Here is a 17,527-nt window from a genome sequence, read left to right on the forward strand (position 1 = left end):
CTGATTTGTGTGTTATCTTTGTCTTTAGTGGCGTATTTATATCGAATATATCGCTTAATCTTAAAATAGCCAGGTACGTAGTCTAATACATCTGTAGTTTCTGTACCTATACATAGCTTATCGGATAGATCTCCCTCTGGGTATATTTCTATTTCTTCTACAGGTAAGTGACTAGGAAGACTAGCTCTTCCTGGGTGTTTTTTCTTAGCTCTAGAGTAAGTAATCTCTTGCTTGATGATTTCTTCTTGTTCTTGAAGAACTTCAGCTTGAACCTCTAAAGGTAACTTGGTTTGATTGGGATCTTCAAAACGTTCTCTACTTTGACCAAACTTCATACGTTTAAGAAGTTCTACTAAGTATTCTAACTCTGCGATTTTCTCCTTTTGCTTTTCAAGCTCTCCTTCGATTTTAACACTAGACTTCTCTTGTTTAGCAATAAGCTTTTCTTGCTTCAAGAATACTTTCTCTTGTTTAGAGATAGATTTTTGTTGTATGGAAATAGTCTTTGACTGCTCTTTTATAAGCGCCAAAAGGTATCCATCCGATCTAGTACTACTAGAGAGATAAAATAATTATTCTACAAGATGTACTAGATCGGATGGATACATATTATTGATAATAATACAATTCTTTGTAAGAGAATAATTTTAACTAGTGAAAATCAAACCTTAGACTGAAATATCTAATTTACCCACGATTATTCCCGAAATGGCAATATAAATCAGAGCAATTTCCTTATAAAGATGACATCAAAAAGTGAGACTTGTATAAGAAAAGTACATTCACTATATCAAAACATTAGCAACAGATTTCAAGGCTTATTGAAATTATATGACTGAAAATTTACTTAAAAAGAGGACTAGTAACGTATAAAAAAAAACTCCCCTAAAAGTTTTAAAATTTTACTTCTAGAGGAGTATTATAGATATAAATCATTTGGACTAAATAGTAATCTACTTTCAAACAAAAGGAAACTACTAAAAAACTTATTACTTCTTAGTAGATTTTACTTCCCACTCCCAAGCGCTTTTTAGCATTTGGTCTAATTCATAGGTAGGTTGCCACCCAAGTAATTCTCTAGCTTTAGTATTATCTGCCCAAGCTTCATCTACATCACCAGGTCTTCTTGGCATAAATTTATAAGGTAGAGTAATACCGTTTGCCTTTTCAAAAGATTTTACTAATTCTAAAACAGAGTATCCTCTTCCATTACCAACGTTTATACTCTCTACATTTTGCTGGTTGCGATTTTCAAATAATCTAGATAGAGCTAGTACATGGGCTTTTGCTAAATCCACTACGTGAATATAGTCTCTCACACAAGTACCATCTGGGGTATTGTAGTCATCTCCATAAATGGATAAAAACTCTCTTTTACCAGAAGCTGTTTGAGTAATATAAGGAATTAGGTTATAAGGTACACCTAATGGAGACTCTCCGATCTCAATAGAATCATGAGCGCCAATTGGATTAAAGTAACGAAGTAAGATCGATTGTAAGTTAGATACTCTAGCTACATCTTGAATGATCTCTTCTCCTATTTGTTTAGTATTGCCATAAGGAGATAAAGCTGACTTAATACTCTCGTTTTCATTAATTGGAATTTGCTCCGCATAACCGTATACAGTACAAGAAGAACTGAAAATTAATTTATCAATATTTCGCTCCCCCATTTGCTCCAATACATTAATTAGAGTAAATAAATTGTTCTCATAATACATTAAAGGCTTCTGCATACTTTCTCCAACTGCCTTAGAGGCCGCAAAGTGAATTACCCCATCAATATTAGGGTGTTTCTCAAATAAAGTAGCTACTTGTCCTTTGTCCCTTAAGTCTACCTTTTCAAATAAAGGTGTTTTACTAGTAATCCTAGTTATACCATCTAATACTTCTAAAGAAGCATTAGATAAATCATCTGCAATGATTACCTCATATCCTTGTTGTTGCAATTCTACAACCGAGTGCGAGCCAATAAACCCTAACCCTCCTGTTACTAAAACTCTTTTCATAGTGTTATAAAAAAGCGCCTAAATAGCGATAGTATATTCTTCTGTCTATTATTCAAAGGCAAAGATAATTGTAAAAACTAGCAATACCCTATTTTACTCTAATAAATAAAATTACGATTATATAACCATTAAATCTGAAAAGAAAAACTATCTATTATACTAAATACTTTTAAACAAAAATAAAAAAGACCTACAATTGTAGGTCTTTAAAACAATATTATTCTTCACCAGTCTGAAGCTTTTACTTCAGTAGAAATTAATCTAGAAGTTAATATATACGTACTTCTCAATAAAAGTACTAAAAATTCAAATCAATAGGGTGCTAATTACTTCTCTTCTTTAGAAATAACATCTAATAACGAATAAGTTACCGCATAAGAATTCCCTTTGATACTTTTTTTAACTTTTAACTCATAAGTAAAGTCTTCCTCATAGTCAAATCCTTCAATTTTCATTATTGGAAAAGAATCTGATTCCTCTTCTTCTTCCCCTTGTTCTTGTACTAACATAGCTAATTGTAAGTCAGAACTTAGGATATTTTGTACTTTAACTAAGTAAGGCGAAACAGTTAATAGTAGTTCTTCCTCACTTGGGGTTACAACTGCTTCTTTTTTTGAAAGCAAAGCTACAAACTCAAATTGAGTAGAGAGTTCGCCTTGGTGATTGAAAGTCGTTTTATAAGTACCTACTTTGTACTGATATCCTTTTTCATATTCTATGTCATGATAAAAGTCATTATCAGCTATTAGTAATGAAATGTCATCCTCTTTACCTTCTGTAAATAATATTCCTTCTACATAAAGGTTATCAATTAGTGAGGATTTAGCGTAAGCTGTTTCTGGTAGAATATTAATCTCAACAGGTTCTTTCCTTCTACCACTCTCGTTATTATCATCTAAAGAGCAGCTTACACTTACAAGACTGATCATCATTAAACATAATACTAGGGCAATTCTTTTCATTTGGTGTTTAGGTTAAGGTAATTAATAGTTAAAATGCCTTACTACGTAAGACGGGCGCAATCTACAGCAATTTGAAAGTATTACCAATTTCCACTTAATAAAAAATTAATAAACAGTTATAAAAATATTCAACCTTTTTTCACTGATACGCTTATAACAAAATATAGAATTTAAACTACGTGTTGCATTTTACAAAGAAAAAGCATGCTGTCACAACTTTCTTTACTAAAACCTAAAACTTCAGCAGTATTTTAGAAGCAAATTTCAAAACTGTAGTTACATCCAAAATAGGGTAAATAATTTCATATGAATAACCTTATTAATCATAGTATGTGAAATCATTTCCAATATGTTGATTTTGTAAAGTATTGAAATAAATTATATGACTTGCGATATTTGACAGTCCCCACTATTAGGTTTTCGCAATCATTAACATACATTGAAAGTAATAAATATTTTCTAAAAGCAGGTCTTCATAAATAAAATAACCTTTATGACAGATGCAATTTTACAGTCCCCACTATTAGGTTTGTACTGCCAATGGTAGACCATGAAAGAAGTATTGCTATTGTGTCATACATTCGTACTCTTAAAAAGTAATAATCATTCTACTAAAGATAAAATTATTAGTACAGTAACTAAAGAAAAAGGGAATCTAGTTAGTTATCTAACTTAGAACTAGTTCTAAAAAAAGGAAAATTAACAATGATAATAAAGTAATATACAATAAATCAGACAACCTATGTACTCTAAGTTCACTAGATAATCCTAAAATAAGGAAGCTACATGAAATTATAAATTAATATAAAATACCTAGAACTTAATTATTCAGATAATTAAACAAAAAAAGCTATTTCAACTTTAAAGTAAAACAGCTTTTTAAAATTTATTTTTATGGATATACTATATCCTTATATACAATTTACAGGTACGTTTTGAAGCAATTCTGCAGCACCTTGATCTAGTACAAACTCTACATGACCAAATCCCTTAAGGTAAGTGGCTGGAACCTCAGAGGAAATATTACCTTCTAAAGTCTTTTGCATAATTTCTGCTTTTCTAGCACTAAGAGCTAATAGAATAATTTCTTTTGCCTCTGTGATAGTTTTAATCCCCATAGTAATAGCGTGGGTAGGTACGTTATCTAAACCATTAAAGTCATTGATCGCGTCACTACGTGTTAAATCATTTAGAGTAACTAAACGCGTTGGGGAATCTACTAAAGAACCTGGTTCGTTAAAACCAATATGTCCAGTTCTACCAATTCCTAATAACTGCATGTCTAATCCACCAAAGTCAGCTATTTTCTTATCGTAAATTAAGCAATAGTCCTTAATAGCCTCATAGCTTAAAGTACCATCAGGGATATGAATATTATTTTTATCTATATCAATATGATTGAATAAATTATTCTTCATAAAGTTGACATAGCTTAACTCCTCTACAGGTTGCATAGGATAATATTCATCTAAATTAAAAGTAACTACGTTTTTAAAACTTAGTCCTTCATTTTTATGTAAGCGTATTAATTCTTGGTAAACTCCTTTTGGGGTAGCTCCTGTGGCTAAACCTAAAACAGCAGCTTCTCCTAGTTGCTGTTTGTTTTCAATAATAGTAGCAATTCTACCCGCTACATAAATAGAAGCTGTTAAATCATCTGAATAGACTTTAATAGCCTCTTCATTTAAAGCTCTGGATGGATTATAAATATTTTTCATCTACATTAAATAGTGTGAAACAATTAATTCTTATACACAGTAAATCTCTATACTGCGGCACATAGCTGATTAAACTTAAAAGCTACTGCCACCGAATATTATTTATTCGTTTACAAGGTGTTAGTAAGAAGTAACTTTTATTCAACAATATCATAGCAAATATGTGAACTTCAAAAGTACATAAATATTCGCACATAACACCATAAATCTTGTAAAAGTGCACTTTTTAAAAGGCAAAAAATATGCCATAATAAGAATATACTAAAGTTTAAAGATACTATTTGTTAATGTCTAGGGTAGCACCGTATATTATATGACTCTAAAATAAGCCCATTCAAAAGTTTTATTATTGCTTATGTAGAAAAATTGCTATTTTTACAGTTGTTTATACCAAAACTTGCTAGTATAAAACGAATAAAAAAATATGAAAATAGGAATAACATTTAGTGCATTTGATTTATTACATGCTGGCCATATAAAAATGCTTGAAGAAGCAAAACGCCAATGTGATTATTTAATCGTTGGATTACAAACAGACCCTACTTTAGATAGACCTGAAAAAAACAAACCTACTCAAAGTGTGGTCGAACGCTACATACAACTAAAAGGATGTAGATTCGTTGATGAAATCGTACCTTATGCTACAGAACAAGATTTAGAGGACATACTTAGGTCATTCAAGATAGATGTAAGAATACTGGGAGACGAATATGCACATAAGAATTTCACTGGTAGAAATTACTGTGAGGAAAAGGGAATATTCCTTTATTACAACACAAGAGATCATAGATTCTCTAGTAGTTCCCTAAGAAAAGAAGTAGCTGAAAAAGAGAATAGTAAAGTAGTAAATTTAAAATAGATAGTAAAATTTTTGATACATAGCTTTATAAAGCCTTACGACAATAAAAGAAATCACATAAAATTACAAGGACTGATTTCCACAAAAAATCGGGCAAAAAGTATTTAAAAGTTTCTCTAAGTTTTGAGGTACAGTCCAAAAATACGCAGTTCTTTTGGCGGAATATATACCATTATTTTAGTTAAATCTGTTCCCCTTTTGTACTACCTACTTTTTTCTTTGCACGAAACAATTCAGATACTTAGACTTAAGTTTGTTATTCTATAGTAGGCTTTGGAGAAATAAGTTCTTGCAGTATAAAAATCCTCCTTTCTACTGTTTTTTCGTTATACCATACTTAGTGTACTAACAGTACATTCTAAACTAATTAAATTTAATATGTTTTAGTAAAATCAACAAAACTCTATTCATTTTTCAGAAATTGAACTTTGTTGATTTTATTATCACATTAAAATTCTACAATATTATTAAATATTCAATCTTTATGATGGTTTATTTGTAGATCTAACTATCTGAAACTTATCTTTAAGCTTTAAAAAACTACTCTCTATATACTTATAGCTTAAATGGGATACCAAAATAGACAAAAGAGTGACAACAACAAATACAGAAACAAACCTCATTAACTCTGACTCTATAATTAATAAAACCTTACTTTTCTGTAATAAAAAAATAATTAATGGATGATAAACATAAATACCAAAACTTAGAATTCCTAAAAAATCTAACCACGGCTTTTCTAAATCAAAAAACTTATAATTTCCATTTACCTGACCTATAATAATAACTGAAGTAACTAACGTAATAATCATTCCCTCAAAAACATGATTATAGAAGCTGAAAACATTTAAAACCGCAGATAATAGTATAAGCCATGCTCCTATTTGCACGTATTTATTTGATAGAAAATCTATTATCCTATTCTTATTAAATAATAATATTGCTACTAAACCGCCTATCATCATACTATCAAATTTATTTATAGAACTTAAATAAGCTGGGAAACTAAATGGTACAAAATACCATAAAAGAACTCTTAATATAAACTGACCAATTACTAAGTAAACAACAATCTTAAACATTTTTTTTATCTTGGCTAACCAAGGCCAAAACAAATAGAATTGTTCTTCAACACCAATTGACCAAAAGTGACCTAATAAAGGGATTGGAAATCCTCCAATGTAGGGTATATTAGCAAAAAAAAGTAAATAAAAAGCTAAAGTAGAAAAAGGAGGGAAATTCTCATTAAAAAAATAAAATGTAACAAATACTAGTATTATATATAAATAATACAAAGGCCAAATTCGCAAGATTCGTCTTATATAGAAAGATTTAACATCAATAGTTTGAGTTTTTGCAATTTCTTTCTTTATCAAAAATGTTATTAAAAATCCTGATAAAACGAAAAACATTGTTACTCCATATTCACCTAACTTATAAGCTAAGTGATTACCATTATCATCAAAGCCAAATAAAGAATATTTCTTTATATTAAAATTGTTTAGAGCTAAATTACAATGAGAAAATAGTACAGCTAACGCAGCAATTGCACGTATACCATTTAATCCTTTTAAATAAATCATAATATTTTAAAATTAAAAATAAGAATATCTATTTAATATATTCCTAAATATAAGTCAGCTTCAAGGATTTAATCTTGCTACTGACAAAAAACACACTTTTATTAATTAATCGTAAATGTTGTCTCTGCTATATTAAGTAGCACTTTAATATACCAAATACTATGGATGACTAAAGAAGTCTAATTTCCAAAAACCTCTCCTTTCCAAACTACTTTTCCGGGATTTAAAATACTGCATTGCTTCACAATAGCAAAACCAGCTACATAAGAACCCGGATAAGTACAAACGTAATCTCCAACAATAGCATCATGATCTATAGTCACATTGGCATTTATAATACAATGTTTACCTATTTTGGCTCCAGCTTGTACAACCGCGTTTGCTAAGATAACTGTCCCTTCACCTATTTCAGCAAGTTCAGAAACATAAGCTTTGGGATGGATTACAATATCAAATTTATGTTTAATCTTAGTTGCGATTTGCTTTCTTACTTCATTGTTTCCAACTGCAATCACTAGCGATGCATTTGGCTCATATTGTGAATCGTAAGGATTAGTAGCATCATCAATAAATTCGATTAAACACTCTTGCTTATTTTGCCTTATAGCATCAGCAACTACTTTACCATGCCCACCATTACCGTATACAAGTACTTTCTTCATACTTAAATATTTTTTAAAAATCTTCTAATAATACGATTCTTGATTAGTAAATAGATAACGCTCAAGCCAATTATTAAGGTCAAAGAAAAAAATATTTGTATCATAATAGTTTTTGTTGAGATAAAGATTACTCCACAACCTATTATAAGCTGCAATAGACCATAAGTAAAAGCTACGTAAAGCTTGTTTACTTTGGCTTCGTTACTCAAATACTGATAAAGATGAGATCTATGGGCTTTGAATATATTTTCTTTCTTTACAGCTCGTTGAAAAATAGTCCAAACTGCATCTATACCATAAACTGCTAAAAATAGAATATAGATAAAATTACCAGTAGATATTATAAGCTGCCCTAAGAGAAATATAACGATAAAAGCCATACAAACACTTCCAACATCTCCAGCAAATGCTTTGGCTTTATTTCTAAAATTAAAGTAGCTAAAAACTAACGCTCCTACCATCGTATAATATATTAAATTAGAATCAACAAATCCTATATCCGTGTTAACAAAAGCTAATAAGCCTAAGACAACTAAACTATACCAGCCTGTAATACCATTGATTCCATCCATGAAATTATACACATTAATGATACCTATAACACCTATCAAAACAGGAAGAATCCATATCCAGTTCATTGAAAATAAGTCCCATTGATAAAACATAAGTAAAACTGATACTAAATGTACGCATAATCTAGTTTTATTAGACAACGAGTAAATATCATCTAAAAAGCTAATCAAAGTAATAGCAGTTAGTCCGAGCATAAAAAAAGGATAAGAAAATCCTGAATATATAAAATAGAGTAAAACGGCAAAATAAAATATCACCCCACCACCTCTTAATGTTATTTGTGTATGTGAACTACGCTCGTTTGGCTTGTCAATAATATTATATGTATCTGCTACTTTAAAATAAAGCAATTCAATAACCATTAAAACAGCAAAAATTAAGATATATTCCATTTTTAATTTGAATTATTTTGTGAATTTCTCACAAAAGAAAATTTATTTTTTAAAACTTCTTATAGTCGATTCTAGTCCACCGACAGCATCTATAGGTAGTTTCCTAATATCTAGAACCTTCTTGATTTTACAATTGCTAACTAACAAATCATTTGTCATCTTACCTAACCGCTTACTATTTAATGGAATTGGTAGGTAATCTCCTATTTTTGCGAAAAATATAATTAACGACTTGGGTAAAGGTAAACTTCTAACCTTTCTTCCACTTACTTTACTAATTATAGAAACTATTTCGGATGTAGATACCGGTTCATCATCACAAATATGATATATTCCAGAATCGATAATGTCAATATTTTTTATAATCTCTTCAATAAAAAAACTGAAGTTATCAATAGATAAGAAAGAACGCTTATTATCAAAAGCAGCAAGTGGATAAGGAACTCCTTTGCTTATTATTTTATATAACAATGTTAGATTTCCTTTATCGCCTTGGCCATGCACCATAGTGGGTCTTAAAATAATAACCTTTTTATCTTTGGGTAAATCTTGGGATAATAAGAACTCTTCAGCAGCTCTTTTTGAACTACCATACAAAGATTCGGGTCTACATAAACTCTCTTCTGTTAAGACCTCAATGCTGTTGTTTTCCTCCACAGCAGCAATAGAACTAATATGAATAAGTACTTTAGCATTAGACTCTATAAAATCTTTATATATAAGCTGTACTATCTCAAGGTTAACAAAATTAAACTCACTTTCAGAAGCTACACCACCGTGATCATGAGCTTTTCCAACCAAATTAATAATAATGTCATTTTCATGAATATAGCTTAGATTATCTAAACTACGAAGTGAAGAACCTTGAACTGTAAAATTTTCATCAAGATGATTTTTCAAATTAGAACCTATGAAACCAGTATTTCCATAAATTAAAATATTATTGTTCATTTTAAATATATATTATTTAATTGTGAAAGTAAATGGAATTAATTCTTCTTTAGAAGAATATCCTTTAAAATAACTTCCCAGACTAATTCTTGCTTAAAATTTTCTAAGATCCACTCTCTTCCATTTTTACCATGTTCTTTACGTTTGCCAGGATTATCTATATAATAACTAATCTTATCAGATAAATCTTTTTCTGATATATTTGAAAAAACACCAGTTACTCCTTCTATAATTGAATCTTTACATCCAGTAGACCTTGTTGTGATAATTGGTAATTCCATAGACGAAGCTTCAAGAACAACTGTAGGAAATCCTTCTCTATATGAGGGTAATACAAATATATCCATCAAGTTATAATATAACTTAGTATCTTTCTGATTACCAGTAAGAATTATTGAACTCTCACCCTCCATAAATTCTAATACAGAATTATCTAAACCATCTCGCTCATCGAGAGGGCCTACTAATAGTAAGCTTATATTAGAATATTTTTTTAATAACTCTTTCCATGCTTCAACCAATTCACGTATTCCTTTATCTTTTGACAACCTGCCAACATAGCCTATAACTATATTATTTTCAGGAATACCTACTTTCCTTAATAATTTTACTTTATCTTCGGAGTTAGATTTGCTATATTTAATGGTATCTACACCATTGCATGTACCTTTATTTAGGACTATATTTTTTAAGGCGGACCCAAAGCCATTTTCAACGCTATAATCATAAACAGATTGACTAACACAAACAATTTGACTAGCACACATGCTGGTTAGTTTTTCAAGAAAGCGTAGTAAATACAATTTAAATCCTCTCGAGGTTTCAAATACTAAACCATGTCTGAAATAAATTCTATTTTTAGTACCTACTAGCTTACTAGCTAACATAGCTAATAAAGCACCTTTAGGAGTATGTCCAATTACAAAGTCAAACTTCTCTTCACGAATAAACTGAACTAGTTTATAGACGCTTTTTAAATCCGTAATTGGATCTATTCTTCTTGAAATATTTACCTCGAAAATCGGAATAGAATACTTAGATCCAAAGTTCAATAAATCTTCAGAAGGAGAGCAAGCAATTGTTGGATTGACACCGTTTTCTTTCAAATAATTAATTTGATCTCCTATAAAATAAGGTAAAGCAAAAGAAACACTAACTACGTGTAGGATTTTCATACATTTAATATATTACTAAGTTTATAAACTGCTTTCGTAGATTCCAATTGTTTTATCGACCATAATGGAAATATCGAAATCTTTAGCTCTTTGTAAACCGTGATAAACCTTCTGATTATATAATTCTAAATTTTGCAATGACTTAATTTGTGCAACTAGGTCAACTTCGTTTCCTTTTTCAAACAACAAACCATTGTTACCAACTACTTGACTTAAACCTTCAACATTAGAAGCGATTAGTGGAATACCACAAGCCATAGCCTCGACTGCAGCTAAACCAAACCCTTCCCAATGGGAGCTTAATACAGCAATATTACACATTTTAAGAATATTATAAATATCACTTCTACCTCCCAGAAAAGAAACCCTCTTTTCCATTGACAAACTACATACTAAGTTTTCTACAATTGAAAGTCTTTCACCTTCGCCTATAAATATTAATTTGTATTTATCATCTAAAAGGGACAGTGCTCTTACTACTGTATCTTGATCTTTCTCTCGCCTAAACCCAGCCACCATCACAAGAAGCACATCATCTTTCCCATACCCATATTCACTTCTAGAATAAGCAATTTTCTCGCTTATCTTCATAACATTCACACCATTATCTACAATTGCAAGATTCTCCATATCAATAACCTTACTAATTCTTAGAGCATCCTTAACTTGCTCTGTGATGCAAATCACACTACTATATTGCTTATATATAATTTTTTCAAAATAGCGGAAATATTTATTCTGTAAACGACGATTTGATGTACTATGTTCTGTGAAAACTAGTTTAACATTTATCATTGAAAAAAGTTTCAAAAATGCTAAATAATATTGGCTAGGAAATAAATGAACATGTATAACGTCATAGTTCTTAGCAAGTTTATAAAGCTTAAAAAAATAAGATATAGAATAATATTTTTCGCCCAATCCAAAAACATTGCAACTATTAGAATTAAGTAAATCTTGGTAAAAAGAAGTACTCTCGTTATTTAAAACAGCCACATCCACTTTTACATTTTTACTAGACATGATAGGAACAATATCTGTAACCAATTTCTCAGCTCCTCCGAAATGTAAACTATTTATAACTTGTAAAACTCTCATAAAAATTTTAAAATTTTATGCCTGATTAAATAAAGAATTGAAATCAAAATTCTGAAAACTACTATGGCCACCACTTACGGAAGGAATATTTAATATTCCTTCTTCTAAAGCTAGAACAGAGTCTTTATTTACAATGATTCCTTTATTATGATCAACAACATCCTTTAAATCTACACAATTGGTAACCAAGCAAGGTTTTTTTAAGACTAGAGCTTCTAATACTACATTAGGAAAACCTTCTTTGCGTGAAGACAAAACAAAGGCATCACATTTAGCTAAGTATGGATAAGGATTTTTTTTATAACCTAGTAGAAAAACTCTATCCATTATTTTATAACTATTAATCAAATTCACTAACAATGTATAGTAATCCTCATTTGTCTCTCGATTACTTCCAATTATATAGAGTCTATAATTATTAATTCCTTTCTTCTCTAAATTCTTAACTGCCTCAATAAGTAAATCAAATCCTTTTACTGATGACAAACTTCCGATTGATAATAGATTATAATAATCCTTATCAAAAATGTCCTCAATATGTTCTTTAGACTTCTTTAAGATAGATTCTTCATCAACAGGATTTCGAATAGTTAATACATCTTTACTCTCAATGTTGTAATACTCACAAATTTCCCTTGTCATTTCACTACTTTGAGAGATAACTATATATGCTTTCTCAACAATTTTTCTAAAAAACAAATTATAAATAGAATCCCTCCAATTAGATTTTAATTTATTTGAAGGCAAAGAATTCAACCTAATTATACTTTTAAATTTATAATTAAAAATAAATTTAAGCATACCGAAAAACACGCTTAAATGATTAAAAGAGGTAAATACGTAATCAGGCCTTACACTATCAATATAACGCTTAATAGAAAATGTAGATTCGCGTAAACTATTAAAGCCAAGTTCTGTTACAGTTACTTTAGAGTTCAAATCAGGTAATAAATAGTTACTACCTTTTTCAATTATAAGTAAATGAACATCTAACTCATAAAAATTTAAGGAGTTAATAATGTTTAGTGTAACCCTCTCTACTCCACCAGTACGAAAACTTGGTAAAACGAATAAAATTTTTTTCATCCTCGTAAAAAATCTAAGTAAGTATAAGTTGTGTCAACAATAGTAATCATAAACCAATTTAGCGTGTTGTAATATGGCTTAATATTTTCCCTATAAAAATAAAGTGAAAAAACAGTATATAGGATAAAAGCAACAATGCAACACCTAATTAAAATATTGAAATTAATCTTATCTCTTTTATTAAATTTGAATCTTACATTATATAAGTAAATAAATACTAAGCATAAAACTGGCTTTAAAACTAGCATATATCGATCATACACAACATGCCCAAAAGGTAAAGTAATAGATACAGCAATAATAGCAATCACCAAGCTGTTAAAAATCCCTTTACTCAAAAATTTAGAATAACGAACGAGTACTATTAAACTTATACCAATTGTCAACATATGAGAGATAACAGAAACCCAATTACCATCTTTCCCTTCAAACTCTACATAAGCAATAATCTTATCAACTAAACCTGGTACAACTGGTTTCAAAGGAAGTAACAAAACAGAAATAGGAATAACTAATAGGGCGATAACAAAAACAGTTACAAACTTAATAATGCTTTTTTTACTGATATTTCGAAAAAAGAAAAGTACGAATATTATAGGTACAAATATAATCATACCTATATGTGTCAAAATACTCAATACTAGAAAAAATAATCCTTTCTTTTTTTTATCTAGGTAATAGAAATAATCCACGAAAAGTATAAAAAAGCTAGTAGCTAAAGTAAATCTTGTAGCAGATAAATACGATAGAAGACCAAGACTTAAAAAAACAAATATAAAACAATAGAAGTAATTTAGTTTAGGCAAAGAAATATGATTTTTGTCTAAAAAGGTATCAAAAACAGAAAAAATCACATAGAAGTTTAAAGTAGTCAACAAAAACAAAACCCATTGAAACTTCAAGCCGAAGAAGGCACAAACATAGAAAATACTATAAAAAATATAATCCGATGAAATACTCAAAAAATCTAAAAAATCTCTAAACCTCATTAATGAGATTTCTTCATAATGCTCGTAATATCTTGAAATATCTAAAGACAGTTGGGGCAATAATAAAAAAGAGAGTATCCCCATAAACATAGAGAAAATAAATTTCGATCCACGTTTATGGTTATAGATTCCTATTAATATACTAGGAACAGCTAAAAAAGGAGCTACTAGAAATACAAACAATGAAAAGATATCGAATGGCTTCTTCGATTTTTCTTTTATATACATACTAATTATATTATTGTGAAACTAAAAGCTCTTTAAGGGCAAGTTCCTGCACCCATATTTTACCTTGTTTAAAAGAATAATCACCTTGATTACCTTTTTCATAGTACCCTGCAACTCCATTTATTTCTAACTGTTTAGGGGTATCTACACCAATAAAAATGGAACTTTCAATTATGAAATATTTTTCTTCTTTCTGGCTATACAAAACATCTGTAGCTAGACAGGTAGATCCAAAAGCCTCTTTTACTTTAAATGCTAAATCTAATGCCTCAGTAGGAATTTCCTTTTTCTCATAATTACCTGCTCCAGATGCACGGAAATCTCCCTTATTAGGGAAACGATAATAACCTAAAGCTTTATTTCCAATAACAATAATTCGAAGATCATAGGTTGCATCAGAGATAAACTCCTGAAAATAAACATAATCTTTCTGTCTATCATGAAAATAATTAGTTTCTAGACCTCGGCTAGAAAAAGCTTTTTGTACAAGTTTTTTAGCTTGGGAGTAGTTACTAATTTTCTCCACACCAGCAGAAGCAGAAGCAGTCCTAGATTTTGATATAAGAGGATACTTACATGTGCTAATGTACTTCATAGTTTCAAAATAATCATGACTGACAAATGTAGGTATCGTCGGTAAATTTAACGATTCATACATATAATGAGCATTTACTTTGTTCTCATAGGACCAAATTTCATCAAAAGAAGGCAGACATCTCTTCCCCATAATCTTTTCTAAAATATAGATCTTGTTCAATGCAATATCTTGGGTAATAGGATCTGAGTTTGTATGCCATACCACAACATCTAATTCCTTAGCATCTTCTATCCAATTACTAGAAAAGATATTGTAAAATTTATACTTAATATTATTGTTCTTTAAAAATCGCACATACTTCTGATAGTAATATCTACTAAAAGTAAATCCTTCAGGCTCGTAGCCGTCCTTTACAATTCCAACAACACACTCCTCTTTTATGTTCTCACCTTCAAGTAACACTTTATCTGCTTCATCTAAAAAGGAAGAAATCTTATCGTTAGGAATTAACTCCCCTCCCGCAATACGTTTTTCTAAATAATAATTACGTAAAACTGGAACTGAAAAAACGACTTTTCTTAATAATTCTTTCATTAAATTTAATCTATCTATTTTGAAAATCACTAATCCTTTGATCAACAATCACTCCATCTTTAACAATAAGAGCTTCTGTTAAAACTTTATCTGCTTTATCTTCTATTAGCTTATCAATAGTCTTAGAAACTTCTTCACTTAAACTCTTAGAAATTGTCTTATAAAAAATAGATGGGGTATGGTCTACAGCGTAATGTACAACACCATCTACGATATACGTTGGCTCATCCATAGAGGTAGGAATACACGTTTCAATTCCCCCATTACGATCACAACTCACATCAATTATTAAGGAACCTTTCTTCATTCTTTTTAAATCATCCTTATAGATAATATGATCTGTTCTTGAAGTATCCCAAAGAATACAATTTACAATAACATCATATTCTCCTAATTCTTTCTGAAAAAGCTTCTCTGTTTTTCTATCATAAACTGTTACGTCAGCGCCCATAAAAGTCAAAATCTTCATAGCTCCTTTTCCAATGTTACCTCTTCCAATAATAGCAACTTTTGTATCATAAGGAAATAACCCGTGTAATGTATATGCGTGCATTATTGCAGCTTCTCCAGCAATTTCATTGTTACGCCAAAAAGTATGACGACCTTCTTCAAACATATCCTCCCATGCGTAGGCTGTTAATTTATTATCTAACAAGATGTCTGTAATCTCTCTATTTTGGACAGCATGGACCCAACCATATATAGTTTGATCTTTTAATTTATCTAAATAAGCAGCATCACCAATTTTTCCATCACAAATAACATCTTTAGCTAAGACTTCTTCTTGGCTAGCAATATTAACACCTGCGGCAAGATAATCTTCATCACTATAACCTAGTACAGTACCATATCCTTTCTCAACGAAAATTTGAGATTTATTTCTAATATTTTTTATGTCACTAGGAATTAAACATCTTCGTTTTTCATTATTCTTTTGACTTATTGGAAATCCAACTGTTTTCATATCTTTATATTTTATGTAATATTTCAATTAAAATTACTAAGTTTAATTTTAGGCTTTTCTAAACTATTTTTGATAGGTCAACCATAGTTCTTAACAAGTACTGTCGTTCAAACAATTCGCTATAACTTCATCTGTATATTCTCCAAAAAAACCATATCCAGCATATTGAGAGAATCTTATTGACTGCCCAAAAAGATTTACTTCAATACAACGCCAATTCGAATTATTATCTAAACACATATCTAAACTTACCACATTAGCAAATGGAATTTGCTTTGTAATCGCAATAGCCACATCCGCCATCTCTTTGTAATATGGTAATGATGCTCCTTCAAATAAAAAACTGGTATTTGGGTGAGTTTCAAACTTTATTCCCTTTTTATTTAAAGCAAAATTATTAAAATTACCTTTGGAATCTAAACGACAAACTATACCATTTCCACTTTCATTATCTAAACCACCATCAACTCCCATTCTTAGCGAACTATTTAGAACCACTACCTCTTCCGAATTTCTTGGCAATTTCAACAAACAAACTCTAACAGTATTAATACTGGATGAAATTTGATTGATAGCCTCATGTTGCACTATTTTTTCCTGTATCACAAGATTATCACTAACGCTAATTGCGCTATCAAGTTCCTCATAATTATTAACAAATTGCACACCTGCCCCTCCATAAGTATCTAAACTAGGCTTACAAACTAATGGAAAGACTAAATCATGCTTTAATAGATAATCATTACTATCTATAACCTCCATACCCTCCATAGTATAAAAACTACCTCCTATTTTATTTAAATATAACTTTGGAAAATAATCTCCTTTAAACCATCTATTATAGTTATTCTTCACTTCTAAGAAATATACCTCACGTCTATTATTTAATTTAGGTTCAAAAAAAGTATTGTATAGATAGTCTGGAACAATATTTACATCAAACTTACCTGATAATGCTTTACAAATGGATACTGTATCTATATCGACGTTAGTATCGATAATCTTCCATTTCTCAATATATTGGGATTTCTCAGTTTTAGTTAAGCTTGCAGTAGTACCTTTAACATTGACAGCAATCTGATTATAGTTATTTTTATAGGCTTTCTTCGTAATATAAACCTGATATTTTTTCATGCATAACTTCAT

At 29.9% G+C, this 17,527-nt stretch carries 16 protein-coding genes; 1 reads left to right on the forward strand and 15 read right to left on the reverse strand.

Annotation, left to right across the window (positions count from 1 at the left end; all coding sequences use genetic code 11):
• The 4 genes from ACYSNX_RS05770 to ACYSNX_RS05785 form a co-directional block, all read right to left on the reverse strand.
• Positions 1 to 530 (reverse strand): IS66 family transposase (locus ACYSNX_RS05770; RefSeq protein WP_461753733.1); only part of this gene is annotated, 530 nt, incomplete at its 3' end.
• A 459-nt stretch (positions 531 to 989) separates the two neighbouring features.
• Positions 990 to 2,009, reverse strand: a complete 1,020-nt coding sequence (gene galE, locus ACYSNX_RS05775; protein ID WP_461753734.1) for a UDP-glucose 4-epimerase GalE — start codon at positions 2,007 to 2,009, stop codon at positions 990 to 992.
• A gap of 326 nt (positions 2,010 to 2,335) precedes the next feature.
• Positions 2,336 to 2,971, reverse strand: coding sequence for a DUF4377 domain-containing protein (locus ACYSNX_RS05780; RefSeq protein WP_461753735.1), 636 nt, complete (start codon positions 2,969 to 2,971; stop codon positions 2,336 to 2,338).
• 911 nt (positions 2,972 to 3,882) lie between these two features.
• On the reverse strand, positions 3,883 to 4,689 hold the full coding sequence (locus ACYSNX_RS05785) for a 6-phosphogluconolactonase (protein ID WP_461753736.1): 807 nt from the start codon (positions 4,687 to 4,689) through the stop codon (positions 3,883 to 3,885).
• 424 nt (positions 4,690 to 5,113) lie between these two features.
• Between ACYSNX_RS05785 and ACYSNX_RS05790 the strand changes: the two genes are divergently transcribed.
• Positions 5,114 to 5,548: an adenylyltransferase/cytidyltransferase family protein gene (locus tag ACYSNX_RS05790; RefSeq protein WP_461753737.1), complete on the forward strand. Its 435-nt coding sequence runs from the start codon at positions 5,114 to 5,116 to the stop codon at positions 5,546 to 5,548.
• Positions 5,549 to 6,030: 482 nt separating this feature from the next.
• On the opposite strand, the gene ACYSNX_RS05795 is transcribed toward ACYSNX_RS05790, so the two are convergent.
• The 11 genes from ACYSNX_RS05795 to ACYSNX_RS05845 all read right to left on the reverse strand — a co-directional run bounded on the left by ACYSNX_RS05795 (position 6,031) and on the right by ACYSNX_RS05845 (position 17,515).
• A complete protein-coding gene (locus tag ACYSNX_RS05795) occupies positions 6,031 to 7,131 on the reverse strand; it encodes an acyltransferase family protein (RefSeq protein WP_461753738.1) in 1,101 nt (366 codons plus the stop codon).
• Between the two features lie 179 nt (positions 7,132 to 7,310).
• Positions 7,311 to 7,793, reverse strand: a complete 483-nt coding sequence (locus ACYSNX_RS05800) for a PglD-related sugar-binding protein (protein WP_461753739.1) — start codon at positions 7,791 to 7,793, stop codon at positions 7,311 to 7,313.
• A gap of 2 nt (positions 7,794 to 7,795) precedes the next feature.
• On the reverse strand, positions 7,796 to 8,758 hold the full coding sequence (locus tag ACYSNX_RS05805) for an MraY family glycosyltransferase (protein ID WP_461753740.1): 963 nt from the start codon (positions 8,756 to 8,758) through the stop codon (positions 7,796 to 7,798).
• A 42-nt stretch (positions 8,759 to 8,800) separates the two neighbouring features.
• On the reverse strand, positions 8,801 to 9,709 hold the full coding sequence (locus ACYSNX_RS05810; protein ID WP_461753741.1) for an NAD-dependent epimerase/dehydratase family protein: 909 nt from the start codon (positions 9,707 to 9,709) through the stop codon (positions 8,801 to 8,803).
• Between the two features lie 38 nt (positions 9,710 to 9,747).
• Entirely contained in the window at positions 9,748 to 10,884 is a 1,137-nt protein-coding gene (locus tag ACYSNX_RS05815) for a glycosyltransferase family 4 protein (protein ID WP_461753742.1), read from the reverse strand.
• A 21-nt stretch (positions 10,885 to 10,905) separates the two neighbouring features.
• Positions 10,906 to 11,982, reverse strand: a complete 1,077-nt coding sequence (locus tag ACYSNX_RS05820) for a glycosyltransferase (RefSeq protein ID WP_461753743.1) — start codon at positions 11,980 to 11,982, stop codon at positions 10,906 to 10,908.
• Positions 11,983 to 11,997: 15 nt separating this feature from the next.
• Positions 11,998 to 13,068 carry a glycosyltransferase gene (locus ACYSNX_RS05825; protein ID WP_461753744.1) on the reverse strand — a complete coding sequence of 357 codons (1,071 nt, stop codon included), beginning with the start codon at positions 13,066 to 13,068 and terminating at the stop codon, positions 11,998 to 12,000.
• On the reverse strand, positions 13,065 to 14,285 hold the full coding sequence (locus ACYSNX_RS05830; protein ID WP_461753745.1) for an EpsG family protein: 1,221 nt from the start codon (positions 14,283 to 14,285) through the stop codon (positions 13,065 to 13,067). Before ACYSNX_RS05830 ends, ACYSNX_RS05825 begins: the two co-directional genes overlap by 4 nt.
• A gap of 10 nt (positions 14,286 to 14,295) precedes the next feature.
• Entirely contained in the window at positions 14,296 to 15,417 is a 1,122-nt protein-coding gene (locus ACYSNX_RS05835; RefSeq protein ID WP_461753746.1) for an ATP-grasp domain-containing protein, read from the reverse strand.
• A gap of 10 nt (positions 15,418 to 15,427) precedes the next feature.
• Positions 15,428 to 16,381 carry a N(5)-(carboxyethyl)ornithine synthase gene (locus ACYSNX_RS05840; protein ID WP_461753747.1) on the reverse strand — a complete coding sequence of 318 codons (954 nt, stop codon included), beginning with the start codon at positions 16,379 to 16,381 and terminating at the stop codon, positions 15,428 to 15,430.
• A 90-nt stretch (positions 16,382 to 16,471) separates the two neighbouring features.
• Positions 16,472 to 17,515, reverse strand: coding sequence for a sugar-transfer associated ATP-grasp domain-containing protein (locus ACYSNX_RS05845; RefSeq protein WP_461753748.1), 1,044 nt, complete (start codon positions 17,513 to 17,515; stop codon positions 16,472 to 16,474).
• Positions 17,516 to 17,527: the final 12 nt, after the last annotated feature.

It is taken from the genome of Myroides sp. LJL115 (genome assembly GCF_054871665.1).